Raw genomic sequence first — 25,242 nt, 5'->3', positions numbered from 1 at the left:
CTGAAGGACAGACAAGCGCTGGCCTTGCTCAGGCTCGCTGGCCTTTGAGCCGGGCGACTTCGGCGTCGGTCTCCGAGAAAAAAGGGTTGGTGGATGATCCACCGGCCGTTATCTCGGTTTCTTTGGGGCTTTTCGAGCCCAGGTGGCCCGGCTGGCTGCCGAACTTGTCGAGCTCACTGGTCAAGCGGGTGATTTCGGCGGTGGCCGTCCGGCCGGCGTCTTCAGCGGCCTGGAGCCGCTGCTGGAGGTCCTGGGCTTGGGTGAACTGGGTTAGATTGACGGACGCGATGTTGAAGCCATTGGCTTCAAGCTCGGCATTGATGGCACTGATGTGGGCGTCGGTAACGTCGGCCGCAGCCAGGCCTTTGACTGCCGCCAGGGCGGGCAGTTTGGTGAATCCAAACATGGGATCGGTAGGGGTTGGGTTTGTCGGAGTAAGGGCTGATTCAGAGTCGCCGGCGGTTTTGTCGGGGGCTGACGCAGCGGCATCAGCCAGAGCAGGTGCCTGGCTATGGGTAGCCGACGCCGAGGGCATCGTAGAATCAGGTGTTGGCTGGGCTGCCGCCAGCTCGATAACCTTGTCGACTGCAGCCTGCAGAGTGCCGAAGCCGTCGATGAGTCCCAGTGATAAGGCTATCTGGGCGCTGTAGAGCTTGCCGGTGAAGGGCTCATCCGTTTTCGGGGTGGGCTTGAGCCGATCGCCCCGGCCGGCCCGAATAGCGGCTTCGAATTGATCGACCGCTTCATCCAGTTCATCTTCGAGGGCGGTTGTGTCACCCGCCAGGGCGTCCCGAAAGGCTTTGTTTTTATCCGTTGAGCGCCGGCTATACACCGAAATGTCCCGGATACCATCCTGCTCGAGGGCTTTGCTGTAATCGCGCAGGCGGCAGAATACGCCAATCGAGCCGATTTGATCGGTCGGCTGGGAGGCCAGAATCCAGTCGGCTCCGCAGGCCAGCCAGTAGGCGGCCGAGGCCATGATGCCGTCGTTAACCAGCACTACCGTGGGCTTGATGGGGTTGCGGATGGCGTCGTAAAACGTGGGGGTGCCGCTCAGCTGGCCTCCCCCTGAATCCACCAGGATTACGGCCCCGATGAACTGCTGATTATCGTAAAGGGCGTTGAGCTCCGCGGTGTAGTCTTCCGTGCCGTAGGCGCCACAGAAGCCTTCCTTCATGATTGGGCCCCGTATATCAATGACGCCAACGCTACCGGGGGGTAGGTCCGGGTTGGACAGGCTCGTCTCGACGCGCCGGTAGGATGAAGCGGATGAACTGGCGGAAGAGGGAGCCAGGGCAAAGCCGATCGGCTTTTTATCGTCTTCTTCGTCGTCAAAGAGACTAGCCATGCGACCACCCAGGAAAGCATTCACCAGCCCTATATGCTGGTTGGCATAGCCCGGATCAATCATCCAGGTATGCCGCATTAAGGCCGAAATGGTCCGAAAGGAGCGATTCATGCCCCGAAACTGCCTGGCCAGCCAGCCCACAGCCGCGACAAGCCCGGTGACGGCCTGCTTAAAAACAACCAGCACGTAACCAGTCGGCTACGTGCTGGTTGTTATCTATACGTTTAATTAGGTTAGTACCGACAAATCTAAATAGGTTTATAAAACAAATTCAAGTGTAAGTCACTATTATGCGACAAAAAAACACGCAGCCAACCGGCCGCGTGCTTTCTGATTCTATCCACACCAAAATTATTCTTGGTACGTAAAGCTACAAAATTGGAACACTGGGCTTAGTTAGCTGGCCAGAAAAAGTTAACTGGGTCCCCCGGCGATCGCCTATCTGCTTACCCGTTGAGAACTGATAGCGAAATGACAATGCTTGCTCGAGTGTGCCGGCCCGGCGTACCAGTCCGGCGTAATCCTCCACCTCGACCACAAACCGGTACCGGACCAAGTCGGCTAGCAGCTGCCGGCGCTGGGGAGAGTCACCGGGAAGCCAGCCGTCGATCGATACATTCCAAATCGGCCCGTTATCGGTTTCTTACTGGTCTTCCTCAAAGCCAATTGTACCGTCAGTTCCGTAAGAGGTTAACCACCGGTAGCCGGAGCGAAAGCTAACCGGCCCATTGACAGTAGAAATGGCGGATACGCCGATAACGGGCACAAAGCGCACCAGGCAATTGCCGCCTGGATTGTCGACAGGCTCAAATAACAGATCACTGAGGGAAGGGCCGTAGGCAATCAAGGGGGGCGTCGTGCCCGCCGGCGTAAGGCGGTCAATACGTTGCACGGCTGCTCCTTTCTAAATAGTTCCTCTCGTCGAGCCAGTGAAGCCAGGCGATACCGGACCAGCGTCCACAGCGTTCCCCAACCGACACGGTCGAACCATTATCGATTTGGAAATAGCGGTAGGGATCGACCGATACCGTGACAGAGTGCGAGGGGTACTGGCAGTCAATGAGCAACCTCCACTGGGCGGGGTGGTAGACGGAATGACAGGTATTGACCCCCTTCGTCTCAGCGTGGCAGTCCACCGTGGTATAGGGGGCCTGGTATTGATGATCCAGCACCAGGCCAGGGCAGTGTCGGGTTTGGCCCGCCGAGCAGTCGACCATGACGGCAATCATGAACAGCAGGAAGAGCAGTCCCAGCAGACCTCGGGAATCGAAACGATTAGTCACAGGGCAGAAGTTTGGTTCCGGTTAATTGGATCAAACTTCTGCCCTGTGAGCGCACGGAGTGCGACAAGCCCGGTGACGGCTTATTGTGCTACAAGCCCGATAAAACCCGTGGCTTTTGACAACAGCGTCAGCCTTAAGAAAATGATTACGCGGCCAGCTCCAGGGGGTGGAAGTGCAACTGGCGACCTACATGCACACTAAATGAGGACGCCTTAATGTTGCGTCGATGGCGGAGGTAGGCCTGCCGCAGGGTCTGTTCGTTACAATCGTCGTCGGAAAAGTCATACTGGTCAACAAAGAGCTTAATCCGACGCATGGGCTCGATGTCGGGAGCGGCTTCGCAGAAGAGCACCATCTCGTTGCGGATGATGTAGTCGACAAAATTGCTGAAGGCTACTAGCTCGGCGGCATTCAGCAGGTACTGATGCCGGCTTTGGTGAAACTCCTGGATGCCTACCCCCATTCGCTGGGTCATGTCGTCCGGAATCAGATTTCGGCCCCCGCCCTGGCGATTCAGATGCCCTGGGCGGGGCTTTCGCTCGTACTGCAGCAGGACTTTTTGGGATTGGGACAAGGCCCATAAAAAAAGAGAGGCCCCTTCTGATTGCGGGCCTACCAGCATAGGACGAGGGGCCCCCTGGGCATCCTGTAACTTGATGGATACATACTTTTTAATCCGCGGCAGTACCGGGATGTCGAAAAGTACAGGTTCAGTAAAGTACATGTTGTTACGGTGAGTTAAAAACAGGATAAAAATAAATATTATCCATCCTAAAATATACCTACAGGTACCAATGTGATGAAATATTTACTGGTAGGTGTCAACTGTTCAAATTTATTGCTGGCTTGTAACTGATAGCAGAAGCAAAGCCTTCTGCTGACAAGAAGTTGAAGTAGCCCCACTGAAACGGCAATATGCCGCGAATCGCCCGGGGCATGTGGTCTGTCCATCAAAACGCTTGTTTTACTGGACACAGTTAGAAAGCTATGTTTCTTGCAAGGGTTTGCGGGTGTTGTGTCCAAAATACTTGTCTAGTATTGCTTGTCCAGCTATTCGCTATTGCTAGTGTTATTTTGGACAAATCAGCTAACTTACCAGCCGGTTATTTACCTACTTCCGTAACTGTACTTACTATGATTATTTATCTTCTAAATGGGGCCTTTAGACAGGAGCGGTATGCCTACTGGTCTGATGTCAGCGATAGAGTAAGAGAATTATTAAGCCAGTCAGACATCCTGCTGCTAACTTACCATCATGTAGAGATGAACTTTACGAAATGGTACGTCGAGGGCGAGGTATATGCTAAATGTAAGGATATGGTTGACGCTATGATTAAAGCCTACCGTACCCAACTTGGATTAGTATGAAAATAGGTTACGCCCGCGTATCAACCCAGGACCAAAACCTGGATCTACAAGTCAATGCGCTGATTGAAGCAGGGTGTCATGTAGTGCATAAGGAAAAGATCACGGGTGCCCACGCCGATCGGCCGGAGCTGCAGAAAATGCTGGAGTTTATGCGGCCAGGAGACGAGATTGTCGTCTGGAAACTGGACCGGCTGGGCCGATCACTGTCTCATCTGATCGAACTGGTTAACTTGTTTTCTGAGAGAGGAGTGACTTTTACCAGTCTCCAGGACAAAATTGACACCAGCACACCCTCAGGTAAATTAATCTTTCACATCTTTTGTAGCCTGGCCGAGTTTGAACGGGCGCAGATCCGGGAGCGGACCATGGCTGGTTTAGCCGCAGCTAAACTAAAGGGAAAGACGGGGGGGAAGCCAGCAGGCCTGTCCGAAGAGGCCAAGCAGAAAGCGCGGGTAGTCGAATCCCTTTATCGAGATGGGTACGGGGTCAAGCAAATCGGGCAACAGCTCAACATAGCCCGGACAACCGTTTATAAGTATCTCCAGGAAAGGGGAGTGAACTTGCATTAATCTATTAATCTAAAGTAGAAGAGCCAGGCAAGAAAGCCTGGCTCTCCTAGTTCTAAGCTGATCCTCGTTTTTGCATTACTTTACTTTGCTTCAACTCCGCAGATACCCGTCTCTCATCAGGACGGCCGTACACCTCAAGCCCTTTATCGGACTTTCTACCCAGTAGCACCTTCACCGAATCGGTTGTCAAGTGGAGCGTGTTAAAGCACCAATCGGTAAAGGTCTTCCGGCCCGCTTTGCTAGACAGGTCGGGGTGCAATTTTAACTCACCAGCGATCAGCTTCAACCAATAATTGAATTTGGGGAGGGAGATAACGGGTAGTTTCTCCCAGCCGCCGTATTTGGCTACGATTTGCTTAACCTCTTCAAACTGGGGTACTTTGGCCGATACCTCGGTTTTGATGCGTTCTTTAATGATCCAGATTTCGCCGTCGATGCCCTTACGCACGGCCGTTTGGTGCTTTCGAATCAGATCAAGTAAATCGCCGTAATGAAAGCCCGTTCGGCACAGCAAAACGAAGACGTCAGCCACGTGCTGCATGTGCGGGTTGGTAAAGTGGTGGTCACGTAAGCGATCAAACTCATCCTCGCTGAGAAAGACCGGATCGCCATACTCGGCGTTCTTAATCCTGAGTCCCTCCAGGGGGTTGGAGTCCGCAAGCTTGTGCAGTTTCGCCCATACCAGCACGTTCTTAATCGTCTGGGTGTGCTTGACAATATAACTGTCGGCATGGCCCACTTTGCCGCCTTCCAGGGGCACTTGCTTCATCCACCGGCGGTATTTCTTGACCCAGTTTAGATCGAAGTCCTCAACGAGCAGATCCTGCGCCTTTTCGCTAATGAGGAAGTCTACCAGCTTCTTTCTGACATTATCGTACACCTCGAGGCTGGAGGCCGTTAGTTTGCGCTCGGGATCGGCTTGGCTGTCGGTCAGGTACATGCTGAAAGCGGACAACAGGGAGACATTTACACTCTGGCCCAAAAACGCCCGTTTGATTTTTTCCGGGGTGATCTTCTCCCGCTTCCGGAACAGATCATTGAAGATGGCCCGGAGTTGGTTGCGTAGGATATCGAGCTGCTCATTTTTAAAGAACGCTTCCGGGTCTTGATCACTGATGCGCTGGCCATCCCAGTGATGGTCATAAATAGTTAAACCGGTACTGCCAATTTCGGCCCGGCCGCTTTCCATCGTAATGCGGCAGTAGAGTTGGGACTTGCCCGGCGTCTTACTCTTGTGACGCCAAAAGCTGATTTCCATGCGGAATAGATTCATTGCACGACTCATTTTGGTGAGCGGGCGCAACTGAATTTTTATATGGTGTGTGTGTCATGTGTATATTAAGCGGCTCAATTATTACCAAAAGGTGTGCTATGGTAACGGAGGGTAATTCATCGGTCACTACAAAAACAAGCAGTGCCACCTGGCACATTGGTGTGCCACCTGTAATGCCACCAGATCCGGAATAGTGAGTTTTTTGTCCAAAAAAGGGCATAAAAAAAGCCCGAAACGGGATTTGTTTCGGGCACCTGACAGTGAGTACAGCTATTAAGCAGAGAGAGAGGAACTCGTACGCTGTTTTTAAGCACTTGAAATAGACCGTGTTAACCACGTAGGCTAACGGGGTGCCACCAACTTTGCTGTGGATGGATTGACGGGGATGATCCGGCGTTTCTGCACGCTGGACAGGCCAGCCGCCATGTACGCCTGAAATACCGCGTTAAACTCATCCATAGAAAGCGGTTCTACGATAGCACCCTCAGACTTTCCCACTAACACATCAACAGTTCTTTGTAAACCGGCTATCTGCTGGTTCTTGACCTTGATCTCCTCCTCATAGAAAACTTTAAGATTTTCTATATCCCGAGCCATCTTATCAAGTATCCGCCCCCCAAAAGTAGAGTCGATCTCTTGCTTCGTTGGGGTGGTTCCATATAATTCTGAGACATCAACCCCAAAGAACTCCGCAACCTTAGCTAGCCTCACAGCTGAGAAGGAGTTGTTCTTCATCATAGCATCGAAGCCCTGCATACTCATTTCCAAGTAATCGTAGAGGCTTTTCTTCGTTCGATGATGCTCGTGGAGCAGTTCTTCGATTTTTTCTTTAAAACGATATTCCATTGGTTTTCAGCATTAAAGTGAAGGATAAGGCAAAAAATGAGATATTTTTATCAAATTATTTGGATAGTATCTCAAAGCCCTTTAATATTGTATCAGATATACGAATCAAAGATATATTTTTATATCAGAGGCTCGGCACAATATCTATAATTTTTTGTGAGCGGTACTTTCATGGAAAACGTAGTGAGTGGATTTCTTGAATTGTCAATCAATGGCAAACGGCAGTTGATCCGGGCAGCCTTTATCGATGGTATAGGCGAAATGGATGACGGAAAGGTGGGTATAGTGATCGGCAAACACACCGATGTACTAATCGTAGACCAGACTTTCGAAGAAGTAAGGTATTCACTACATATAGCCTTGAATTTCTGAGGCTTCACTTTGAGACTTTTCTCTCAATTTCCTTGAGCTGCCTCTTGATCTGTTCTACGTCTGTGCCGATGAGTTTTGTCCGTTTGTCTAAGAACTCGTATAGGTCGGCAATGCTATCTTGAAGAGTATCTAATTTTTTAGACAACTCATCTTGCTTGTCATAAAGAGAGCTATACTTTTCATATACGTCACCGAATAATGTTTTAAAGTTCTCTCTCATTTTGGTCAAGAGCACTTCATTGCTTACGTCTGCCATCGCGAAAAATGTTTGTATTTATCTATCACAAATTTATAAATATATGATAGTGACGCAAGATAAAAACCCGCTCGCCCGCTTAATGGCGCTTCTGCCTATGCAGGTCGCCAGGGAAAAACGGCGCGCTATTGAAGCAGATATGGTTGCCATTGGCAAGTATGAGCATTACCGGCAACGAGTGATACGTCGCGATTGGAAGATGGGGAGTACCCAGGTGGATTGTGCTGCTGTGATCATGCGTCACCTAGGCGTCACATTGGAATTTTTCACCGGGACTGATGAACAGCGGGAAGAGCAAATTGAGACGGTAACTAAAGCGTACTATCAGCAAGCCTTTGTTGGTGAGGGTGTTTTTCAACCTATTCCATAATGTTCACTTTACCTATGACCACACTAGAAACCGAACAAGCCTGGCTGGAACAGATCGAAGCCAGTAGACTGGTGGGCATCTGCCTGCTCGACGCCGAGGGGCGGCTCGTGCAGCGGCTCGATGACGATCCGACCCTGAAAGAAGCCATTGCGGACTGGCAGGCTCAGCGCATCCGCGAGTTGAATCGATCGGCCTTTCGAAGCCAAACAGCCGCTTACGAGCTGCCTGGTGAGAGCTATCAACCCCAAACCGCCTAAGCCATGCAACCAGGTCTAACCACACCTTTGCCAAAGCGGCACCTGCACAGCCTTACCTATCCGGAGTGCCGGACAATTCTGGCGCTGGCCTTCGGCTTTGCGCCCCCCGATTCTGCCATCACTACATTCTGTATAGCCCCCGGCTCCCCGATCACGATCGTTAGCCATGGCTTTTCGATAATCCTGTACGAAGACGGGCAAATACTGCCGTCTCGATCAGCCCAGAATGTAGAGGGTTTCGATTCAGCCGCCTGTTTTAATGCCTGGAAAGTCGTTACCTACCTCAATAGTCTAAACATGCTTTTTGGCACCCCAGCGGTATGAGCGATCTATTTCAATACGGTCCCTTCTGGCCGATCCTGGGCCTAACGACAGCTTTGCTGTTGACCATTGCAGGGGTTTGGATGGTACTGTTAGCCTGGCGTGATAACCGGCGTGTGGATAAGGCGATCAACTCGATGAAGACTCAGCGCCATGTATAATAACCTCGCCGACTTCTTCGTCGCCCACCAGGTCGATAACCTGCTGGAGACAGATCACCAGCAGCTCACCAAAGTGGAGCGCTGGCAGCTGATCGATCAGCTCGATCAGGCGACCGATCAGTATCAGCGTTGGCAGGGGATGCTTCAGGCCAGCCATATCGCTCACACGCTGGTCACTGAGAAGCTGCGCGCTATCCGCCTGAAACGGTTTCAGGTCTGGAACTCCTTCTACCCGGCGATGACAAGCGCCATAAAGATCGGCCTCCATGCAGCTTGACTTCGACAACATGGCCAGCCTGCTGGAGCCGGGCAAGCAGGAACAGGTACTCGCCCATTTTGGGCTGGGCCAGGACTTTAGAGATCGCCTGGATCTCGTTTCGGAAGCCTTTCGTATCCATGTCATCAACATGGTGATTCAGGCTCACCGCTCTTGCTCGGGCGACGTCGAGCAGTTTCACGAAAGCCTGTTGCTAAAAACCCTTTTCGGCATGGTGGATCAGTACGTCAAACCTCAGTCCGTAGCCGAGGTGGCCTGCGTATCCTTTCTGGCCAGCGCCCTGCTAGCGGGTTGTGAGACCATATTAAGCCCGGTACTGGGCATGATTCAAACCACTACATTTCATGGAGGCACAGCAACAGCTTGACGAGCTGGTCAGGGCGACGCGTACTATGCGCCAGGCTCAGAAGAAGTATTTCAGGAGCAGGACCACCACGGCCCTGTCTGAATCAAAAATTGCTGAAGCAGCCGTCGACCGACTTCTCCAGCAACACCCCGAACCGGCTCAGCCGGTGCAGGCAGAATTGGGTTTCAGTACATCACATAAGTAATTCGGATTGGCCACTTGGCTTCCGGGTGGCCAATTTAAAACAAGATCAGAAGAAACCTAGCGGGGTAGAGCAGTAGGTAGATCGTGGGCCTCATAAGCCCAAGTCGCCGGTTCGAGTCCGGCCCCCGCTCCATGGGTGGTTGACGATTGGTTGGAAGGCATGCAGAATGCCTGACGAGCGTGGAATAGACACCTCGGCCCTGGAACGACCAGGGCCGGGCTGAGCCAGGCTAACTGACACCACCTGCAGTATTGGTCACTCCGTCTGTCCAGCGGGGTAAAAACGGGGATAACGGGACCCTAACGTTTGAAAAAAGGAGACTCCCCGACAAAGGAAAGTTGATAACGAAACCTGACAGCCGGGAAGCAGACCGGCACATTGTAGTAAGGCTACTGGAGTAGCAGGGGCTGAGTGGCCCGGCTTGTTCACACTCTGGTTGTGAGGATGGTTTTTTGAGGGTTTTCCATCCCGCAGTCAGGCGAACGCCCTCCTGGTTCGAATCCAGGTACTACAACTACTGGCCCCTTCGGGGGGTGGTATGCTTACCTCACGAGGTAAGTAATGGTGTGGATAGAACGAGTGAATACCGGGGCCAGTGGTCCCGGTATTCCTAACCTGCCCACCCGAGATAGTCTAACCCATTAACGCCTGTGCCCATGAGATCCTTCGCTCCACCTTAATTCTCCCTGACCATATCGCCATTGTGCATTGCACGTCCGAAACTCGCGATTTCGGAACGCGGTAATGTATTTTTCATGCCTCGACGCCTTTGCGTTTAGGGGTAAACGGTACTTCTTTGCCCGTTGCGCAAGCAGCGTTTTTTCGCCACCGACTTTGCAGTTATTCGGTTAGGGTAGCTTATATAAAGAAGTTAATCAGGGTTACTCCCCTGTATCTAACGTTACTCAACCTTGGTACTTCAGTACTTCAGTACTTTAGTTAGGGCGCGAAAAAAAATCGAAAACGAGCCCGGCCTTATCCGCTCGATCCAGTCCAACCCCGTCTCTCCAACCGCGCCACAGAGCGCCTGTGATTACCGAAAACCATGACAATGCAACCAGCCTACAACCGTAAGCCCAATACCGGTACGCCCGAATTTTCCGCCGATCCAATCAACAGCACCTACCGATGGGAGCTGCACCTGACACCTGGCCACCCTCGCAACCGGGTTGCCCTGCTGGACGGCTACAGCAAAGGGATGGGGTTTGAGAACACCAACAAGCTGGTACTGCTCTACCGCAAGCTGGTAAACCCGGTGCTGCCCTATCTATCCCGTTGCGACAAGATCATCATCTTCGAGCAGAACCCAGGCCTGCCTAAAGAATTTCACACCAAACTGCTGGAGATTATGCCCCACGATTACCGGGCTTTTGGCTGGGTAGCCAGCGACAGTTTCATCAACGAGTTCCTGCAGTCGTACTACGCCGAATACAAGCAGACCGGGATTATAACCCCGGTGGAGGATCGTCGAAAGAATGTCCGCAAAGCGTTTTATGTGCCCGAGTTGGACCACAGCAAATATGATTTCAAAACCCAACAGGAGCTACAGGATTTCTGTCGACGGTTGGTCAACAAGTATTCGGCTCAGTGCATGACCATCTGGTACCATAAGCACGCCGAGTTTCAGCCGGAGTTGTTCAGCACGGACGTGACAGGAGCCCTGCAGCACCAGGTGCACGCAGCTCCGTCGGCTGAAGCGGCTGAAGCTGCGCTCAGCCAAATAACCGAGATGCAGAGCAAATTCAACACCCGAAAACCCCAGTAGACATGAACACACCATTGCATACCATCCCCTATACCGTAGCCGCCTGGCTCGGTGACCGATTCATCACCCGCCTGACCATTTGGGCTGCCAACCGGTATGCTGCTGAGCAGCTGGCCGGTGCCAATCTGCGCTCGTCGGGCAAAGCTTACGATACAATCACTGCCGTTGCTGCCTGATCATGATTTCGCTCAAGCTGACCCCCAACGAGTTCAAGGCGCTGATCCTGTTTGTCCGGGGCGTCGTGGATATCCAGAGCCGCCTGCCGATCATGGATCAGCACCTGTCGGGTCTGGTGCTCGAGCAATACCTCGGGAAGTGGCGACCGCATCAGCTGCTGGCCTGGGGGCAACGTACTGCCGGCAAAGAGTTCAAGCTGAATCTACCCCTGCCGGTAGCCAAAGCGCTCTGGCAGGAAATGCAGTACTCGATGCTCATGGGCTGGCAGCAGCTACTGCTGGGCAAGCTGGATCAGGCGCTGATCAACTACCGGAACCCGCTACTGGAATCGGCGACCTACGCGGCTGCGGTCCTTGATTCCTAAACCAAAAACCCCCGACTGCGCCTAACAGTCGGGGGAGACAATGTACCGATTATGATGCTAACCACACGCGGCCCGGCCCGAAACGGCCTGGTCGCAAAGCTACGCAATCCTATGGCAAAAAAACGGCCCAGGACGGGCTTCACCACCACCACCGGCTTTTACAGCCACTACCCCAGCTCCCTGCTGGTCAAGATTCTCAAGGGGCTCGAGCGCGACTTCGACGCAGCCGCTGCGGGCGAAGCCTACCGCCCGCCCATGATCTGGCTCAGCGCCCGGATCGATCTGATCGCCCGTATCCTTGAGCAGCGGGCTGCCGATCAGGAACCGGTACCCGGCCGTATCGATAGCCGCCTGGCCAAACCTATCCGTGTTACTTGGAAGACCAAGCCATGAGGAAGAGAAGATCAATCAGCTCACCCGATCGGAAGCCATGCAGACAAACGAATTCTACGTCCCTGAAGCCAAATGCAGGGAGATATACAGCAAAAGTGACCTTACGAGCATCATTGAAAAAAGCTGCTCTAAAACCTTCTTTTGGCAGAATCAAGAGTACATATACGGCGGATCGGGTCATAAAGCCGGCGTTATTCTCTATATCAAAGCGTACCGAGTCGAGCCGCTGTCAACCTATAAAGGCACGCTTACCCCGCTTAAATATGGTCCACACTTCGAACAAGTGGATCTGGGCAACCGGGAACGAAGTTATGCCGGAATGTTGCTCACCAACGGCGGGCGGGAGCTAGTGGTATGTGCTCCTGAATACACGTTCAAGCAGCTGGACGTCGGCAAACAACTCTCCATTTTTTAGCTCTGGCCAAGTATAAATATGAAAAAGATACCCAAGCTCGTGTTTTTCCGGCCAGCCGATAATGTGTCTACAATACACCCTAAACCTTTACTTGATGATGTCAAAGTTTTTGTTGATCCCCCTGGCGCTGATCATGCTGCTGGTGCTGCTCACCCTGATCATGGTGGCCACCGTCGTCCTGGCGCTCCTGACGCCCCTGTTTATGCTGGCTGAACCAATTGACCGCCCGGCGGCCCGGTTACATTCCGTCAAATACGCCGATTACACGACCCCCATATGACCCAAGCAGAAATAAAAAAGAAATTCGACACGAGCCAACGCCTGGCGTTGGCTCGTGTCGAGCGGATGGCTCAGAACGGTACGATTGAATGCGAGTATTCTGATTGTAAATGTCCGTTTAGAAATCGAATTGGACCATCAACAGTGTCCGTTATTGTTACCCCTGATTACGAGGTAGAGCTTGTTTGTGCGCCTGCAGCACTTGACTTTGCCCATAAACACAATATTGACCCGAGAAGCGTATGAAGGATATCAAATTCACCCCAAACCCCTTCGGGCAGACAACGACTGCCGAACGCGATGCCCAGTTTCGGGCGTTTAACGAGGAATTAGTCGCATTAACCCAGAGATATGGGTATGCCGACTACCTGATCACGGTCAATGACGCCCGGCCTCCCCAGCTGTACAGTTCAGCCGTTATGGCTAATACAGTCAAGATCGGGCACGAGCTGCGGCAGAAATCGTATCGGGCCGTTGAGGACTGGGTCAAAACTATGTCAATCAGTAAGCTAAAATGAGACTGCGGATATTTCGTATAGGCCAGACCGACACGATGCGGGCCACGCCAGGCAGGGTGCTGAGCCAGTAAGACAATATATTGAGAGGAGTTCTGACAGCCACACCGGTCTCTGGTGTGGCTGTTTTGTTACCGGCCGGTTACCTACTAGTATATTTTATAGGACGGCTAATTTATAGTTGAGTTGTACTATGTATCTTTATCAAGGAGTTACTACTCAGTTACACCTTCATCATTTTGCAACTCATTCCGCTTGAGTGTTGTCATTTTTCGGGAAAAGGGTAAAACGTAGTTTCGCTGCTGCTCAAGTTTGTTCCCTTCCCACTCAATGACCTCACGTTACGTAACTTTCGACATTCGCGTTTACCCCCTCGTGCGCAAATTTCTGGCGTACCACTATGGCACAGCCCCTTTTGAGGTCAGTAATGTCTCCAATCCCTACAGCTCCTACCTATACGCCTGTCTCGATCGCTACGATCACCGGGACACCCAGCGTCCCCGCAAATTCTCCCGAATGACCGACACGCTCACGCTGAGCGTATCGACCTGGCGGGTGAAGTCATTCGCGGTCGGTATGATGTCGCCGACCAAGCAGGCCTCCTTCAATGATTTTGTGCGGGATCTGTTTTTTGAGAAACTGGCCTCTGAAGTAGCGGTGGCCACCAGCTTCGGCGTTGGAATCAAAACGGCAATACAGCGCTTTCTGGACCGCTACGGCATCACCGAGCGCGAATTATCGATTGGCCTGGCTATACGGTACTACTACCGGTACCGGGACGCATTACGGCTTGAGTATTGTCATTTACTACCGGCGACTCCTAGCGTAATCTTGCCCCATGAGCGAGATTCAACGGACGGGTCAGTGGAATCCTGGGGGCGGCAGGTGGCTTGAGGTCATCGCCGTCGGCGATGTGCTGTCCTACCAGCGCCCCACCAAAACCAGCGCCCCGGTCATCACGCTCCGCGACGGCTCCAGCTGGTGCCGCATCTACACCACCCCCGGCACGCTGTACTACCGGGAAGTCCCGAGCCGCACTGACAACGGCCGACTTTACACCTACGAGGTGAAAGGCTGGTCTCCGGACGACAACCCAGAAAAGGGCATGGCCCTGGACACCCTGCTGGCCACCGAGCGCGTGCTGGTTCGCTTCTGCGATAACAAGGGCCTGCAGCGCCTGGCGGGCACCCCCGACGAGTTTCTCCTTTTCTCCTACGAGTTCGACACCCAATCCGACGTCCCTGATCAGCGGGGCTATACGATCACGGTGTCCGGCTCTACCACCACCCGCGCCCCTTATGCAGCTTAAGCAGCATACCCTCGATATCACGGCGTTTGCCGCCCAGAACTGGCTCATCGATTCCGAGCTGCGTGATCTGATGTTTATGCAGCTGGCCCGCGAGGGCCGGATCGTGCTGTCGCTCGACGAAACGCCGGTCCACTACACCGACTACAACTGGGCGTATTACAGCGAGGCTCCCAAGAAAAACTCCACGGCTGTGCTCACCATTTCGGGCGTCATCTATGACTACTACGCCCAGTACGTGTGCATGAAGCTGCAGGCGATCGCGGCCGACAAAAACGTCTCCAGGGTGCTGGTCAAACTCAACAGCCCAGGTGGCTCGGCCGACGCCGGCTACCGGATCTCCGATGCCCTGATGAACCTGTCGATACCGACCTGGTGCCATATCGACTTCGGGCAGGCCAGCTCCGCGGGCTACATGATCGCCTGCAGCTGCGACGGCATCAGTGCCAGCCGGGCTAACGACCGGGTGGGGTCCATCGGTACCTACGTACAATACCAGGACTGGAGCAAATACTACGCCCAGCTCGGCATCGTCTCGAAAAACATCTACGCCGAGCAGTCGACGGAGAAGAACATCGAGGGGCGGGAAGCCGAGAAGGGCAATTTTAAGCCCCTGACCGACTACGTCAGCCAGGAGGCCAGCGCCTTTATCGATTATGTCAAATCACGCCGGACAACGCTGAATACCTCGAAGATGGACCCCTTCAAGGGGAAAGTCTTTTCGGCCACGGACGCCCAGGCGATCGGGCTGATCGATTCGATCAACGACCTGAAAACGGCCGTCCAACTCCTTAACAGCACAACAACCAAAACAAACGCAACCCCTCGTACAACTATGATTTTTGGGTATGTAAAAGCCGAAAAGCTACTGGCTTTCAAAGGCATCGAAGCGAGCGCCCTCACCACGGAGATGGTAAAAAGCGCCAATGAAGAACTGGCCGCGCTGGGCATCAATGCCGTCGCGCTGATTAGCCAGGCTGAATTTACGGCTATGATGGAAGCCAACCAGGCTGATCCGGAGGCCCTGACCAAAGCCCAGGCCGAAGTGACTCGCCTGACCACAGCGCTGAACGCGGCCCAAACCAGCGTCGGCAACCTGACGACCGAGCGGGATCAGTGGAAAACGAAGGCTGAAGAGTATGGTGCCAAGAATGGTGCCGAGAAAACCAATGGCGCTAAAGCCGAGGAGAAAGCTCCAGATGCCGATGACGCTGACGATACCGCCACGATCCTGGCTGGGCTGGAGCACAATAAGCAGCTGGTCGATATGCCCTGGCTGAACAAGTAAACCCATACGGCAGCCAGATCCGGCTGTTTTCACAAACGTACCCATTTGTAACCCTAGTAATAATGAACACAACTGACATCGTAACAGAATACGGCGCGTACTACCGGAAGCAGGGCCAGAATGCCCAGCGACTGTTCCAGGTGGCGCGCCGGACGGTGGAGTCGGAGTCGATCTTCACGCCAATCATTACGGACGAAACCATCTGGCAGGCTGCCAAGGTGGTATTCGGCCGACTGGTGCAGGCCTACCAGAAAGGCTTTACGCCAATCAACCCGCTTGATTTCAAGCCGGTCGAAATCCGCATGTTCCACCAAAAGGTCGACACCAAAGAGACTCCGCACGATCTGGAGGCCAGCTGGCTCGGTTTTCTGGCCGGTGACGGTGTTAAGCCGGCGGAATGGCCGTTTGTGCGCTGGTGGATCGAAACGCAGGTGATTCCGCAGATCCAGGAGGATATCGAGGTTTTTGAAATTGGTAAAGGGGTGCGCGTGGAGCCAACAGCCGGTACCGCTGGTGCCGTCGGGGCATCGATGAACGGCTTCCTGACCATCATCGCCAACCACATTACGGCTGGCCGTACCACACCCATCGCCATGGGGGCGCTGCCTACGGGTGCCAATGCCGATAAGGAATTGGTTGATTACTTCGAAGATTTCTCGGATCTGATCAACAAGAAATACTGGAAGAAGCCCATGCAGCTCAATGTCAATGAGGAGCTGGAGCGCCAGTACCAGCGCGGCCTGTTGGAGAAGTACGGCAAAAACTACGTCATGAATGAGCAGAACCTGACGGTTAAGTTCTCGAACCTGACGCTGAAAGGCCTGCCCTCGATGGAAGGCAGCGACCGGATCTTCTGCTCGCCCAAAGACAACTGTGTCTCGCTCAACAAAAAGACCCAGAACCAGGCCGTGTTCGACATTCAGTCGTTCGATCGGGAGGTCAAGCTGCTGAGCGACTGGTGGAAGGGAGTGGGCTTCATTTTACCGGAACTCGTCTTTTGTAACGACCAGGTTTAACCGGGCCCACCCGCTGTTTACCCCTAACACATACTCCTTAACGGATCAATAACCGATCAATGGAAGATACAAACAAGGCACCTGAAGTGACCATCGAGTCACTTCAGGCCCAATTAGACCAGGAGCGTGCCGAGCATCAGGCTACGAAGGCCGAACGCGATGCTGCCCTTGAAAGCAAGGACGATGCGGCCAGCGCCCTCGACACCGCCAACAGGTCGCTCGTCGAAGCGACTCAGATCATCGCCGGACAGAAGGTGACGATCGCTGAGCAGGAAGCCACTATCGTGAGCCTGCAAACGAATCCGGCTCAATACCCGATCATCAAGGTTGGTAAAAAGAGCTACGAGGTAACTACCAAGACGTTCCAGTACAAGAAAGTCGAGTATACGGTAGAACAGCTGCTGGCTGATACCAAGCTCCAGAAGGAGCTGGTGGAAAAGGGTATGGGATTTTTAGTCGAAGTAGGAAAGGAAGCCTAAGCCATGCCAAATACGTATAAAAGCATCAAAGACCCAGGCCGTAACAACCGGATGGGTGGTTTGCAGCAGCGGGTGTTTCTGGCTGTGTTCAGCGAGTTTCAGACCCTGCAGAAGCCCGCAGCGGGCACCTACAAAATCACCGAGGCCCACGTGTTTGCGGCCGGCAAGGGCTTCATCGAGCTGTACGTGACGAAGGACACGGGCTCGCTCAAGTTTACGCCCCTGGGCGGTCCCGATCGGAAGTCGTTTCTGGCCGAAGGTGAGTTTCTGCACCCCGGCGAAAGCGACGATATCGAGAAATTCGCCAACGAATCGAAGAACGACCGGTTCATCCTGCTGGCCCCATTACCTGGCTCGACCGAGCTGTATCAGATCGGAAACGAAGAGTTTCAGGTGGAGATCGACAGCGAGTACGACACCGGCAAAAACTCGGGTGATGGCCGCGGCTCGCTGTTCCGCTTCCGCTGCTTCTGCGCCAACAAAATCAAATACACCGCGGCTACCATCCCGATGGCTACGGACGCGTAAGGATGAAGGCAAATGAAACGTCAGTGCTGCCGGCCAAGGAGTCGGCAGCACTGCCTGTGGCCAGCTATAAAGTCGTGGGCCTCGATCCGGGAGTGCATGAAGTATACGTGCCCCTGATCAGCAAAAGCGTGGTGGTGGCTGACATCACCCCGGCGCTGTTCGAGCTGCTGCACCGCCTGGGCTGGCCCCATGTCGAGAAATCCTAGTCATCCCACTGAACCCCGATAGCCGCATCCGTGTGGCTATTTTTTTACCATGCTGACCGATCAGATCACTGCCTGGCTAACCAGCCCCGACGATTACGACACCGGCCTGCAGCTGCTGCGAAAAACCGGATATAGCAGCTTTACCCTGACGGTGCTATCGATGGGCGCCGACGTCTACAACCGCCAGCGGCTGGAAACCGAACTGCGCACCTGGCTGGAGAAACAGAATACTATTCGGCCCGCGGCCGGCAGTACTGCTCCCGGGCCCACTAGGTACGCGGTAGATTCTTCGGTGCCGCTGACCGTGGCGATGGACTTTGTCCCCGGGCCGCACCAGGCCGGGCCGCGTCAGGCAGGTGCACAAATCGTCGTGCATGAGCCAGCCATTGGCAAAACAGCCGTGCACCAGCCAGCCGAACCGGATCGGGCGGGTCAGCTGCGTAAACAGGCGGGCCAACTGCTCGACGAGCGGGCGGAGCTGAAAGCCCAGCTGCGCGCCAGAATGGACGAGGGCAACAGCGACGCCCTGATGGCGGCCCGGCTCCCCCTGGCCCTGCGCGTAAAAGCCATTACCCGCCAGCTGGATGATATCTACGGCCAGCTGGATTTTCTGGACCAGAACGGCTATCTGCCGCTGGCCACTGATCCGGCCGTCGAGGTCGATGACCGCGCGGCCCTGATGAATGTACGGAGCTACGTGTCCCGGTACCGGGCCAAACTCAAGAAAGACCTGACGCCTGAGCAACGTCAGTCGGCCGTGCAGCTGCTGCAGCAGTACGAGGCCGAAAAACAACGATTAGAACTGAAACTGTACCCTAAACATGATTCTCACTCGACCGGGCAACAAGCGGAAGCTGGCCCAAACCATCCTGACCCATTTCCCTGAGCACGATCTGTACATCGAGCCGTTCTTCGGAGCCGGGGGGATGTTTTTCAATAAACCCCAGGTCAAACACAACATCGTTAATGACTATGATTCGGAAGTATATAACCTCTTCAAGGTCATTGTCGACCGTAAAGAGGAGCTGGCCCGATTCTGGGAGATAATGCCCATACACGAGGATTTGTGGAAGTACTGGAAGGAAAACACCGAAAGCGATCCGATCCGCAAGGCAGCCCGCTTTCTGTTCTTTTCCAACTTCAGTTTCATGGGCCGCATGACCACCCTCAAGTTCGATCGATCGAATACGTACTGGCTGGTGCTGATGCGGCTCAATGAGATCCACAAGCAGCTCCAGGGCGTGCAGCTGATGAACTGCGACTTCCGGGACGTGCTGCGTCGGATATCGATCCGCAAGGGTAGCCACCAGAAAGCGTTTATCTACGCTGACCCACCGTACCTCGATACCAAGGGCGGCAATTACGACGCTTTCGGCAAACAGGACTCGATCGACCTGTTCAATTGTCTGCTGGCGTCGGGCTGTAAGTTCGCCATTTCGGAGTTTGATCACCCCTTTATTCTGGAGCTGGCCCGGATCAATCACCTCCGGGTCATTCCGATCGGGGAGCGCCAGAACATGAAAAACCGGCGCATGGAGATCCTGATCACCAATTACTAGGCCGCAAGTACTGCGGTCGTAACCACCGTAGTTATGAAAAGTAAGAGTGAAGACGTCCGCTTCGAAGAAGCATTTGACGCGATTATGCGGTGGTACCGGGACGAAGACCGCTACCCACTGACCCCGTCCCTGGCCGAGCGGCTGAACCGCTGGAAATCAGCTAGGGAGTTTATACTGACCATGAAGCCCCTCACGGATTCGTCCGTGGTGGGCTTTCTTATGCAGACCCACCAGGTGTCCGAGCCCCAGGCCTGGCGCGACGTCCGCGATACCAAACGGTTTTTTGCCTCCATGGAGAAAACCAACAAAGACTTCGACCGGATCATGCTGATCAGCAATATCAAGGATCTGCGTACCAAAGCTGAGTTTTCCGGGGATTATAAAGTCGTGGCGCAGTGCAACGCGACGCTGGCCAAAATGGGCGTCGGGGAGGAGGAAGCCCCTGACGCCAACGTGGGCAAAAAGATTGAGCTGCACATCAGCTTCAACCCCAAACTCATCGGGGCCAAAGAGATCCCGAATCTGCTCGAGCAGGTAGAAAAATACATTGGCGAGGCTGCCCGGCGTGAGCTGATGATGGAAGGGGACGAGCTATGAGTCGGGCGTTGCTGAAACGGCCGCTCCCGGAACCGGTACCGCGGCCATCCGATCGAGATCCGGAAGCGGATCAGAACATCGAGATGAAGCAGATGCACTTCAACTACCTGCAGCTGAGCTGCCTGTTGATCGGTGCCCAGTACACCACCGTCGTGGCGGGTCGGGGTACGGGGAAAACGTTGGGTGTGCTGGCCCCGAAGCTGCACCGGCTCCTGGAGCGGTTGCACCGCTCGTCGATCGTGCTGGTCGGAGCGACCTACGTGCAGCTGCTCACCAGGACCGGTCCCGAACTGCTCGACGGGATGCGACGCCTGGGCTACGTCGACAATCAGGATTTCTGGCTGCGCCGGTTTCCGGATAAGAAATTTAATCTGCGCCTGCCCCATAACTCGCCGATCGATCCCAAGTATTCCATGTTCTTCCGGAATCCCGGTACCGACTGCGTGTCGGCCGTCCGGATGGTGGGCCAGGACCGGCCCGGCAGCGCGAACGGGTTATCCGTGTCCGCCATCATCGGTGACGAAGCCAAACTGCTCAACAAGCCCAAATTAGACTCCGAGGTGATGGCCATCAACCGCGGTGGGCAGGAGTGGTACGGGGGCATTGCTGAGCACCACTCGGTTACGTTCACGACCGATATGCCGACGTCGAAAGAGGCTAAATGGATTCTGAACGATAAGACTGAATGTCTCAAGCCGCACCACCAACGGGCGATCGAGCTGATTCTGTCGGTTCAGCTGGAGCTATACCGGGAACGCCAGAAGCTGCACACCCACGTGCGCAATGCGGCCCGGCTGAAGCGAATCGACAAATACGAGGGCTATCTGAATGAACTACGGCGCAACCTGGTGCATTACGCATCGGCCAGCTCATTTGCCAACGTGCACGCCCTGACGCTCCAGTACTTCAAGGAAAAGCAGCGAACCTTCAGCCCCAGCGCCTTCAAAGCCTATATCCTCAACCAGGAGCAGGATGGCGTTGAGAACGGGTTTTACAACAACTTCGATGCCCTCAGGCATTGTTATGATGCGACGGATTATCGCCACGTCGACGAGAAAAGCTTCAGCCGGACACCGATGTTCGACTGTCGGAAGGATGAAGATCTGGACCATACCCAGGCGCTGACGATCGGGATGGACTACGGGGCCAGTTTCAACTGTATGGTCGTGGGCCAGCGCTTCAGCCGGCTGCATCTCAAGAACAGGTCGGGACGCGATGAAGTCCGCTACCTCAAGAGCTTCCACGTGGCAGCTCCTGGTCTGGTCCAGGATGTGGTGGCTCAGTTCGTGGAGTACTATCAGTACTTCTACCGAAAGGAAGTCCTGTACGTATACGATCCGACGGCAGTGGGCAAGAGCGGTCTCAGCCCGATGACCTACGCAGACGAGGTCATCAAGGCGCTCAAGGCAGCAGGCTGGAAGGTCAAGACCAAATACCTGACCAAGGTGCCCCTGCACCACCATCGGTACCTGGGCTGGGCCTGGTGTCTGAACGAAGCCGACGACCGCTTCGCGGCTCAGCGCTTCAATCGGGAGAACATGCGCGTGCCGATCCAGGCCATGAAAGACGCCAAAGTGAAGGAGGGGCGGAATGGCTTCGAAAAGGATAAGACCGATGAGCAGAACGACGAGATCGATCAGTCGACGACGACGCACTACACCGATGCCCTCGATACCGTGTTCTGGTATCTGACCATCGTCGATCCCAACAAGGTCGAGGTGCTCGGCACCGTGTTTGGTCAGGCATAACCTGTCAGGTGAGTCGCCTACTGGTCCCAGCCCCGCCCCAACCGGCGGGGCTTTTTGTTGGGCTGATCCGCCCGCGGTTTAATATATGCATGGCCCCTAACGGGGTGCAATTGCACTCGTTCGGTAGTGCGTGGCGGGGCCTTCGTTGCGGTCGAGCAGCTCGTGTTTATTTTTTTCGGGACCGCAGGGGTGTAAACCAGCCAGTTAGGCCCGAAACGTTGAAAAAAACGCGAAAATTTTCGTGTCAAATTTGCGAGACAATCCGGTGCTATTCGGCGGGCAATCAATTGGTTACAGGCAGAAAAGGAGCAAAATAAAATTGGTTGCTTTTTGGCCGAACTAGCCAGTTGCAGGGGTAAAACGGGGATTTGTGCCGGCATTAGTGGCCTTTTTGAGGGCGATTCCACTGTTTCTCGACCGCTACGGTGAAGCCGCAGCGCGTCAGGATCTCCTCCATCAGATCGAGCGACAGCTGATCCCGATCGAACCGATACTTGAGTCGGCTACGGTCCTCTTTCGTGTAACCGGCTTCGAGCCAGGTACGCAGGTAATCGTCATCGGTCAGCAGCACCCGCAGCGCCAGCTGTGTACTCAGTTTTGCCATGGTCAAATATCGCCATTCAGGCCGACTTTCCGCTGCTTGAGTGTTGTCATTGATTGCCTGCCCGGCCCCTCCCAACTTGCTACCCATTTCACTCTCGTAACGAGTACGCACCTAACCTGATGGGCCATGTAAACCGTAAGTCTGCCGCACGTCAATCGACACTCCTCTCCTGGCAGGAGGCTCTGGCCATCATTGAACGCTGTGATGCGAAGGGGGTTCCGATCCCCTTCGCCATCGCGTTCTGCACCTGTGATGAGTCCAAACGCACCGGGGGCGAGATCATACGCTACGACCGCGCGGTCTGGCATGTCAAGGGCGGACGCGTCACGGCTACGGCCGACCACGAGCGGGTTGGAAAAGCCCCACAGCGGTCACCGGGCACGCGGTGGGTGAAGCATATCCGGGGCGTCGACAGCGATCAGATCCGTAACGTTTACGCCCATCTTATCCTAGAAATTAATGGCCAGCCAGTACGATAATGAGCGAGGTAGTCAGTAATACAGCGGGCAACGTCGCCTATTTGCCGACGGCTAAGGCAGTGGTAACGGGCCTGCCTGCCCTGAAAGGGGTGCCCCGATCCGGGGCGGAGCTGGGGGCAGCACCCACCCAGCCGGTCGTCAAACGCATGGAATCGCCGGGCGATTCGCTGATCACCTACTGGGGTGAAGCAAACGACTACCCCCAGAAGGTGATCGAGATAGCCAGTAAATCGACTATCATCCCCGCAGCTATTGCTGACAAGTCGGCTCTATGGGTGGCCGGGGGCGTCATCGCTACGGCCGATAAAGAATCGACCGAGATGGTCGATGACGATGAGATCTACAAGTTTCTGACAGATACGACCTTCGAGCGATACCTGATCGAATGCGCGTCCGACGTCAGCTGGTGGTGGAATGCCTTCCCCGAGTTCATCCTGAGTCGGGACCGCTCCAAAATCAACCAGCTGCACAACAACGAAACGGCCTACTGCCGGTGGGGGCGTCAGAACGAGTCGACGGGCCTGCTGGATACGGTCTATTTCAACGCCAACTGGCCTAATGCCAACGCGCTCGATAAAGAGACCGAGAAGCTGACCGCGATTGATCCCTACCTGTCCAATCGGGTCGACTGGGTTCGTACTGGCAGCAAAGACTTCAAATTCGTCTATCCCCTGAGCCTGCCCTCGCCTGGCAAAAGTTTTTATCAGCTGGCTCCCTGGGACGCCACCCGCACGAGCGGCTGGCTGGATTATTTGTTCAGCATTCCGCAGTTCAAAAAGTTTGGAATGCAGAACAAAATGACCCTGCGCTACCACATCGAGGTGCCAGCCGAGTACTGGAGTAAGGTCTACGGCGAGCGCTGGGACAATGGGAGCGTGGCCGACAAGCTGGCGATCCGGGACGAGTTCCTCTCGTCGATGACCGAGAAGCTGACCAACGTCGAGAATGCCAACAAGGCCGTGATGACCGATACCTGGTTCGATGATCAGGACAGAGGTAGGGATCAGGTAGGTATCAAGATTACGGTGCTCGATGACAAGGAAAAAGAGGGCAAGTATAACGAGGATTACTCGGATGGGCAGGCTAACCTGCTCTACGCCCTGGGGACTGATCCGAGCCTGTTTGGCTTTCAGTCGAAGGATATCCAGCGCTCCGGAGGGTCCGACAAATCGCAGTCGTTCAACATCTTCATCGCCAAGTCAACCCCGTACAGATCCCGGATTCTGGAACCCCTCAAATTCATCGCAGAATACAACGGCTGGAAGAAGCGCTTCCCGCGGCTGACCTTCAAGTTCGACGATACGCTGATGAAGAACCTCTCGACGGGGGCACCCATCGCTAAAACTGCTACGGCACCATGACACTCCTGATCCGCACGATCCAAGAACTGGCCGAGGTCGTCACGTTCTCGGGCGATATCCGCTACGAATCGCTCAAACCCGCCCTGCGCTCATCTCAGGCGTACCTGGCCACCTTCGTCGGGGACGAGCTGCTCGAGGAGCTGGGGGCTGATCAGCTCGACGAGGACCAGGCGGCTCTGCTGCCCTACCTGACGGCCGCGATCGGCAACCTCGCTATGCTGCGCTTCGTGGCGGCCAACAACGTCCGGATCACTGACGTTGGCAACCAGCGCAACCGCGATGCTAACAGTTCGGACGCGTTCGAGTGGCAGCTGGAGCGGACGATGGTCTCGCTGGAAACGGAAGCCTACGCGGCCATCGAATCGCTCCTGCGCTACCTGGCTGGTCACCTGGAGACGTTCCCGGCCTACGCGACGTCTGCGCCCTACCTACAGGAAAAAAGCCAGCTGATCGGCTCGGCTGAGCTGTTCAATCAATACTATTCGATTGGCAGCAGTCGGTTGGTTCTGATCACGCTGCTGCCCTCGATGCGGACGGCCGAACGGTCGATCCGGAAGATGCTGGGTGAGCAGCTGGAGGGGCTATTAGGCGATGACCTGAGCCCTGAACAAACCGAGCTGCTCGATTCGGCCCGGCGTGCCCTGGTCTACGCCACCATCGCCCGCGCGCTGCGTGAGCGGCTGGTCACCATTTCGGAGAAAGGGGTACAGGTCTGCGGCATCAGCCAGGTGGCCAACCTGCACTGGAAATCGCCGGCCAGCGACAAGCAGCTCCAGCAGTCGATTCAGTACTTCGACGAACAGGCCGCCCAGTTTACTGGCGAGCTGGCCACCCTAATAACGCCCACCACACCTGCCGATCCGACCACGATAGTGGGCCGGGTTCGCGGCACCTCAATCGTTTCACTTTAA

The 25,242-nt window shown here is 54.6% G+C and carries 35 protein-coding genes and 1 tRNA gene; 29 read left to right on the top strand and 7 right to left on the bottom strand.

The annotated features are described in order from the left end of the window. Window positions 1-28: 28 nt before the first annotated feature. The 3 genes from EQG79_RS14420 to EQG79_RS14410 form a co-directional block, all read right to left on the bottom strand. The gene (locus EQG79_RS14420) at window positions 29-1,534 is read right to left on the bottom strand and encodes a S49 family peptidase (RefSeq protein WP_129602140.1); all 1,506 of its coding nucleotides are present in this window, start codon (window positions 1,532-1,534) and stop codon (window positions 29-31) included. 692 nt (window positions 1,535-2,226) lie between these two features. Further along, entirely contained in the window at window positions 2,227-2,631 is a 405-nt protein-coding gene (locus tag EQG79_RS14415) for a hypothetical protein (protein ID WP_129602138.1), read from the bottom strand. 145 nt (window positions 2,632-2,776) lie between these two features. After that, a complete protein-coding gene (locus EQG79_RS14410) occupies window positions 2,777-3,205 on the bottom strand; it encodes a hypothetical protein (RefSeq protein ID WP_129602136.1) in 429 nt (142 codons plus the stop codon). 790 nt (window positions 3,206-3,995) lie between these two features. Between EQG79_RS14410 and EQG79_RS14405 the strand changes: the two genes are divergently transcribed. Then, entirely contained in the window at window positions 3,996-4,568 is a 573-nt protein-coding gene (locus EQG79_RS14405; RefSeq protein ID WP_129602133.1) for a recombinase family protein, read from the top strand. 52 nt (window positions 4,569-4,620) lie between these two features. Here the strand turns inward: EQG79_RS14405 and EQG79_RS14400 are convergent, their stop codons facing one another. The 3 genes from EQG79_RS14400 to EQG79_RS14390 form a co-directional block, all read right to left on the bottom strand. Beyond that, the gene (locus tag EQG79_RS14400; RefSeq protein ID WP_165358898.1) at window positions 4,621-5,841 is read right to left on the bottom strand and encodes a phage integrase SAM-like domain-containing protein; all 1,221 of its coding nucleotides are present in this window, start codon (window positions 5,839-5,841) and stop codon (window positions 4,621-4,623) included. 342 nt (window positions 5,842-6,183) lie between these two features. Continuing rightward, a complete protein-coding gene (locus tag EQG79_RS14395) occupies window positions 6,184-6,687 on the bottom strand; it encodes a helix-turn-helix domain-containing protein (RefSeq protein WP_129602129.1) in 504 nt (167 codons plus the stop codon). Window positions 6,688-7,063: 376 nt separating this feature from the next. Then, window positions 7,064-7,315, bottom strand: a complete 252-nt coding sequence (locus EQG79_RS14390) for a hypothetical protein (protein WP_129602127.1) — start codon at window positions 7,313-7,315, stop codon at window positions 7,064-7,066. Between the two features lie 43 nt (window positions 7,316-7,358). Here EQG79_RS14390 and EQG79_RS14385 point away from each other — a divergent pair, with 43 nt between their 5' ends. The 26 genes from EQG79_RS14385 to EQG79_RS14265 all read left to right on the top strand — a co-directional run bounded on the left by EQG79_RS14385 (window position 7,359) and on the right by EQG79_RS14265 (window position 21,887). After that, window positions 7,359-7,685: a hypothetical protein gene (locus EQG79_RS14385; protein WP_129602125.1), complete on the top strand. Its 327-nt coding sequence runs from the start codon at window positions 7,359-7,361 to the stop codon at window positions 7,683-7,685. 14 nt (window positions 7,686-7,699) lie between these two features. Continuing rightward, complete coding sequence (locus EQG79_RS14380) at window positions 7,700-7,942, top strand: hypothetical protein (protein ID WP_129602122.1); 243 nt, start codon at window positions 7,700-7,702, stop codon at window positions 7,940-7,942. 3 nt (window positions 7,943-7,945) lie between these two features. Beyond that, window positions 7,946-8,266 carry a hypothetical protein gene (locus EQG79_RS14375; RefSeq protein ID WP_129602120.1) on the top strand — a complete coding sequence of 107 codons (321 nt, stop codon included), beginning with the start codon at window positions 7,946-7,948 and terminating at the stop codon, window positions 8,264-8,266. Window positions 8,267-8,416: 150 nt separating this feature from the next. Next, entirely contained in the window at window positions 8,417-8,701 is a 285-nt protein-coding gene (locus tag EQG79_RS14370; RefSeq protein ID WP_129602118.1) for a hypothetical protein, read from the top strand. Then, complete coding sequence (locus EQG79_RS14365) at window positions 8,691-9,068, top strand: hypothetical protein (protein ID WP_129602116.1); 378 nt, start codon at window positions 8,691-8,693, stop codon at window positions 9,066-9,068. Before EQG79_RS14370 ends, EQG79_RS14365 begins: the two co-directional genes overlap by 11 nt. After that, window positions 9,046-9,252 carry a hypothetical protein gene (locus tag EQG79_RS14360; protein ID WP_129602114.1) on the top strand — a complete coding sequence of 69 codons (207 nt, stop codon included), beginning with the start codon at window positions 9,046-9,048 and terminating at the stop codon, window positions 9,250-9,252. The genes EQG79_RS14365 and EQG79_RS14360 overlap by 23 nt, the downstream gene beginning before the upstream one ends. A gap of 58 nt (window positions 9,253-9,310) precedes the next feature. Then, window positions 9,311-9,382, top strand: a tRNA-Met gene (locus EQG79_RS14355). 915 nt (window positions 9,383-10,297) lie between these two features. Further along, window positions 10,298-11,017, top strand: coding sequence for a hypothetical protein (locus tag EQG79_RS14350; RefSeq protein WP_129602112.1), 720 nt, complete (start codon window positions 10,298-10,300; stop codon window positions 11,015-11,017). A gap of 2 nt (window positions 11,018-11,019) precedes the next feature. Next, on the top strand, window positions 11,020-11,193 hold the full coding sequence (locus tag EQG79_RS30995; protein ID WP_165358896.1) for a hypothetical protein: 174 nt from the start codon (window positions 11,020-11,022) through the stop codon (window positions 11,191-11,193). Between the two features lie 2 nt (window positions 11,194-11,195). Continuing rightward, on the top strand, window positions 11,196-11,558 hold the full coding sequence (locus EQG79_RS14345) for a hypothetical protein (protein WP_129602110.1): 363 nt from the start codon (window positions 11,196-11,198) through the stop codon (window positions 11,556-11,558). Between the two features lie 111 nt (window positions 11,559-11,669). After that, window positions 11,670-11,951 (top strand): hypothetical protein, encoded by a 282-nt coding sequence (locus tag EQG79_RS14340; protein ID WP_129602108.1) that lies wholly within the window; start codon window positions 11,670-11,672, stop codon window positions 11,949-11,951. Between the two features lie 37 nt (window positions 11,952-11,988). Beyond that, window positions 11,989-12,366 (top strand): hypothetical protein, encoded by a 378-nt coding sequence (locus EQG79_RS14335; RefSeq protein WP_129602106.1) that lies wholly within the window; start codon window positions 11,989-11,991, stop codon window positions 12,364-12,366. A 94-nt stretch (window positions 12,367-12,460) separates the two neighbouring features. Beyond that, entirely contained in the window at window positions 12,461-12,646 is a 186-nt protein-coding gene (locus EQG79_RS14330) for a hypothetical protein (protein WP_129602104.1), read from the top strand. After that, window positions 12,643-12,891 (top strand): hypothetical protein, encoded by a 249-nt coding sequence (locus tag EQG79_RS14325; protein ID WP_129602102.1) that lies wholly within the window; start codon window positions 12,643-12,645, stop codon window positions 12,889-12,891. Before EQG79_RS14330 ends, EQG79_RS14325 begins: the two co-directional genes overlap by 4 nt. Next, window positions 12,888-13,163, top strand: a complete 276-nt coding sequence (locus EQG79_RS14320; RefSeq protein WP_129602100.1) for a hypothetical protein — start codon at window positions 12,888-12,890, stop codon at window positions 13,161-13,163. The genes EQG79_RS14325 and EQG79_RS14320 overlap by 4 nt, the downstream gene beginning before the upstream one ends. 327 nt (window positions 13,164-13,490) lie before the next feature. Continuing rightward, on the top strand, window positions 13,491-14,054 hold the full coding sequence (locus tag EQG79_RS14315) for a hypothetical protein (protein ID WP_129602098.1): 564 nt from the start codon (window positions 13,491-13,493) through the stop codon (window positions 14,052-14,054). A gap of 19 nt (window positions 14,055-14,073) precedes the next feature. Continuing rightward, on the top strand, window positions 14,074-14,469 hold the full coding sequence (locus tag EQG79_RS14310; RefSeq protein ID WP_165358895.1) for a hypothetical protein: 396 nt from the start codon (window positions 14,074-14,076) through the stop codon (window positions 14,467-14,469). Beyond that, entirely contained in the window at window positions 14,459-15,754 is a 1,296-nt protein-coding gene (locus tag EQG79_RS14305; protein WP_129602094.1) for a S49 family peptidase, read from the top strand. The genes EQG79_RS14310 and EQG79_RS14305 overlap by 11 nt, the downstream gene beginning before the upstream one ends. A 62-nt stretch (window positions 15,755-15,816) precedes the next feature. Beyond that, window positions 15,817-16,770, top strand: a complete 954-nt coding sequence (locus EQG79_RS14300) for a hypothetical protein (protein WP_129602092.1) — start codon at window positions 15,817-15,819, stop codon at window positions 16,768-16,770. Between the two features lie 59 nt (window positions 16,771-16,829). Then, window positions 16,830-17,249 carry a hypothetical protein gene (locus tag EQG79_RS14295; RefSeq protein WP_129602090.1) on the top strand — a complete coding sequence of 140 codons (420 nt, stop codon included), beginning with the start codon at window positions 16,830-16,832 and terminating at the stop codon, window positions 17,247-17,249. Window positions 17,250-17,252: 3 nt separating this feature from the next. Then, on the top strand, window positions 17,253-17,777 hold the full coding sequence (locus tag EQG79_RS14290; protein WP_129602087.1) for a hypothetical protein: 525 nt from the start codon (window positions 17,253-17,255) through the stop codon (window positions 17,775-17,777). A 2-nt stretch (window positions 17,778-17,779) separates the two neighbouring features. Further along, window positions 17,780-17,983, top strand: a complete 204-nt coding sequence (locus tag EQG79_RS14285) for a hypothetical protein (RefSeq protein WP_129602085.1) — start codon at window positions 17,780-17,782, stop codon at window positions 17,981-17,983. 49 nt (window positions 17,984-18,032) lie between these two features. Further along, window positions 18,033-18,869, top strand: coding sequence for a hypothetical protein (locus EQG79_RS14280; RefSeq protein WP_129602083.1), 837 nt, complete (start codon window positions 18,033-18,035; stop codon window positions 18,867-18,869). After that, entirely contained in the window at window positions 18,805-19,542 is a 738-nt protein-coding gene (locus EQG79_RS14275; protein WP_129602081.1) for a DNA adenine methylase, read from the top strand. Before EQG79_RS14280 ends, EQG79_RS14275 begins: the two co-directional genes overlap by 65 nt. A 33-nt stretch (window positions 19,543-19,575) precedes the next feature. Next, the gene (locus EQG79_RS14270) at window positions 19,576-20,139 is read left to right on the top strand and encodes a hypothetical protein (protein ID WP_129602079.1); all 564 of its coding nucleotides are present in this window, start codon (window positions 19,576-19,578) and stop codon (window positions 20,137-20,139) included. Next, window positions 20,136-21,887 carry a hypothetical protein gene (locus tag EQG79_RS14265; RefSeq protein WP_129602077.1) on the top strand — a complete coding sequence of 584 codons (1,752 nt, stop codon included), beginning with the start codon at window positions 20,136-20,138 and terminating at the stop codon, window positions 21,885-21,887. Before EQG79_RS14270 ends, EQG79_RS14265 begins: the two co-directional genes overlap by 4 nt. Before the next feature lie 379 nt (window positions 21,888-22,266). Here EQG79_RS14265 and EQG79_RS14260 read toward each other — a convergent pair whose 3' ends face one another. Next, entirely contained in the window at window positions 22,267-22,491 is a 225-nt protein-coding gene (locus EQG79_RS14260) for a hypothetical protein (protein WP_129602075.1), read from the bottom strand. Between the two features lie 478 nt (window positions 22,492-22,969). On the opposite strand from EQG79_RS14260, the gene EQG79_RS14255 reads away from it, so the two are divergent. Both EQG79_RS14255 and EQG79_RS14250 read left to right on the top strand, forming a co-directional pair. Then, window positions 22,970-24,331 carry a hypothetical protein gene (locus EQG79_RS14255; RefSeq protein WP_129602073.1) on the top strand — a complete coding sequence of 454 codons (1,362 nt, stop codon included), beginning with the start codon at window positions 22,970-22,972 and terminating at the stop codon, window positions 24,329-24,331. Then, window positions 24,328-25,242 (top strand): DUF6712 family protein, encoded by a 915-nt coding sequence (locus tag EQG79_RS14250; protein ID WP_129602071.1) that lies wholly within the window; start codon window positions 24,328-24,330, stop codon window positions 25,240-25,242. The genes EQG79_RS14255 and EQG79_RS14250 overlap by 4 nt, the downstream gene beginning before the upstream one ends.

It is taken from the genome of Spirosoma sordidisoli (assembly GCF_004138325.1).
Lineage (GTDB): Bacteria > Bacteroidota > Bacteroidia > Cytophagales > Spirosomataceae > Spirosoma > Spirosoma sordidisoli.
This window is presented reverse-complemented; position numbering and strand designations above follow the sequence as displayed.

What these genes read in the sequence shown, in the direction of transcription:
- EQG79_RS14285 (WP_129602085.1), top strand. Translation starts at nt 17,780, where the DNA reads ATGAAGGCAAATGAAACGTCAGTGCTGCCGGCCAAGGAGTCGGCAGCA.
- EQG79_RS14350 (WP_129602112.1), top strand. Translation starts at nt 10,298, where the DNA reads ATGACAATGCAACCAGCCTACAACCGTAAGCCCAATACCGGTACGCCC.
- EQG79_RS14405 (WP_129602133.1), top strand. Translation starts at nt 3,996, where the DNA reads ATGAAAATAGGTTACGCCCGCGTATCAACCCAGGACCAAAACCTGGAT.
- EQG79_RS14320 (WP_129602100.1), top strand. Translation starts at nt 12,888, where the DNA reads ATGAAGGATATCAAATTCACCCCAAACCCCTTCGGGCAGACAACGACT.
- EQG79_RS14280 (WP_129602083.1), top strand. Translation starts at nt 18,033, where the DNA reads ATGCTGACCGATCAGATCACTGCCTGGCTAACCAGCCCCGACGATTAC.
- EQG79_RS30995 (WP_165358896.1), top strand. Translation starts at nt 11,020, where the DNA reads ATGAACACACCATTGCATACCATCCCCTATACCGTAGCCGCCTGGCTC.
- EQG79_RS14395 (WP_129602129.1), bottom strand. Translation starts at nt 6,687, where the DNA reads ATGGAATATCGTTTTAAAGAAAAAATCGAAGAACTGCTCCACGAGCAT.
- EQG79_RS14250 (WP_129602071.1), top strand. Translation starts at nt 24,328, where the DNA reads ATGACACTCCTGATCCGCACGATCCAAGAACTGGCCGAGGTCGTCACG.
- EQG79_RS14260 (WP_129602075.1), bottom strand. Translation starts at nt 22,491, where the DNA reads ATGGCAAAACTGAGTACACAGCTGGCGCTGCGGGTGCTGCTGACCGAT.
- EQG79_RS14255 (WP_129602073.1), top strand. Translation starts at nt 22,970, where the DNA reads ATGAGCGAGGTAGTCAGTAATACAGCGGGCAACGTCGCCTATTTGCCG.
- EQG79_RS14345 (WP_129602110.1), top strand. Translation starts at nt 11,196, where the DNA reads ATGATTTCGCTCAAGCTGACCCCCAACGAGTTCAAGGCGCTGATCCTG.
- EQG79_RS14365 (WP_129602116.1), top strand. Translation starts at nt 8,691, where the DNA reads ATGCAGCTTGACTTCGACAACATGGCCAGCCTGCTGGAGCCGGGCAAG.
- EQG79_RS14275 (WP_129602081.1), top strand. Translation starts at nt 18,805, where the DNA reads ATGATTCTCACTCGACCGGGCAACAAGCGGAAGCTGGCCCAAACCATC.
- EQG79_RS14315 (WP_129602098.1), top strand. Translation starts at nt 13,491, where the DNA reads ATGACCTCACGTTACGTAACTTTCGACATTCGCGTTTACCCCCTCGTG.
- EQG79_RS14290 (WP_129602087.1), top strand. Translation starts at nt 17,253, where the DNA reads ATGCCAAATACGTATAAAAGCATCAAAGACCCAGGCCGTAACAACCGG.
- EQG79_RS14340 (WP_129602108.1), top strand. Translation starts at nt 11,670, where the DNA reads ATGGCAAAAAAACGGCCCAGGACGGGCTTCACCACCACCACCGGCTTT.
- EQG79_RS14330 (WP_129602104.1), top strand. Translation starts at nt 12,461, where the DNA reads ATGATGTCAAAGTTTTTGTTGATCCCCCTGGCGCTGATCATGCTGCTG.
- EQG79_RS14400 (WP_165358898.1), bottom strand. Translation starts at nt 5,841, where the DNA reads ATGAATCTATTCCGCATGGAAATCAGCTTTTGGCGTCACAAGAGTAAG.
- EQG79_RS14265 (WP_129602077.1), top strand. Translation starts at nt 20,136, where the DNA reads ATGAGTCGGGCGTTGCTGAAACGGCCGCTCCCGGAACCGGTACCGCGG.
- EQG79_RS14375 (WP_129602120.1), top strand. Translation starts at nt 7,946, where the DNA reads ATGCAACCAGGTCTAACCACACCTTTGCCAAAGCGGCACCTGCACAGC.
- EQG79_RS14370 (WP_129602118.1), top strand. Translation starts at nt 8,417, where the DNA reads ATGTATAATAACCTCGCCGACTTCTTCGTCGCCCACCAGGTCGATAAC.
- EQG79_RS14360 (WP_129602114.1), top strand. Translation starts at nt 9,046, where the DNA reads ATGGAGGCACAGCAACAGCTTGACGAGCTGGTCAGGGCGACGCGTACT.
- EQG79_RS14390 (WP_129602127.1), bottom strand. Translation starts at nt 7,315, where the DNA reads ATGGCAGACGTAAGCAATGAAGTGCTCTTGACCAAAATGAGAGAGAAC.
- EQG79_RS14385 (WP_129602125.1), top strand. Translation starts at nt 7,359, where the DNA reads ATGATAGTGACGCAAGATAAAAACCCGCTCGCCCGCTTAATGGCGCTT.
- EQG79_RS14335 (WP_129602106.1), top strand. Translation starts at nt 11,989, where the DNA reads ATGCAGACAAACGAATTCTACGTCCCTGAAGCCAAATGCAGGGAGATA.
- EQG79_RS14295 (WP_129602090.1), top strand. Translation starts at nt 16,830, where the DNA reads ATGGAAGATACAAACAAGGCACCTGAAGTGACCATCGAGTCACTTCAG.
- EQG79_RS14380 (WP_129602122.1), top strand. Translation starts at nt 7,700, where the DNA reads ATGACCACACTAGAAACCGAACAAGCCTGGCTGGAACAGATCGAAGCC.
- EQG79_RS14325 (WP_129602102.1), top strand. Translation starts at nt 12,643, where the DNA reads ATGACCCAAGCAGAAATAAAAAAGAAATTCGACACGAGCCAACGCCTG.
- EQG79_RS14270 (WP_129602079.1), top strand. Translation starts at nt 19,576, where the DNA reads ATGAAAAGTAAGAGTGAAGACGTCCGCTTCGAAGAAGCATTTGACGCG.
- EQG79_RS14300 (WP_129602092.1), top strand. Translation starts at nt 15,817, where the DNA reads ATGAACACAACTGACATCGTAACAGAATACGGCGCGTACTACCGGAAG.
- EQG79_RS14305 (WP_129602094.1), top strand. Translation starts at nt 14,459, where the DNA reads ATGCAGCTTAAGCAGCATACCCTCGATATCACGGCGTTTGCCGCCCAG.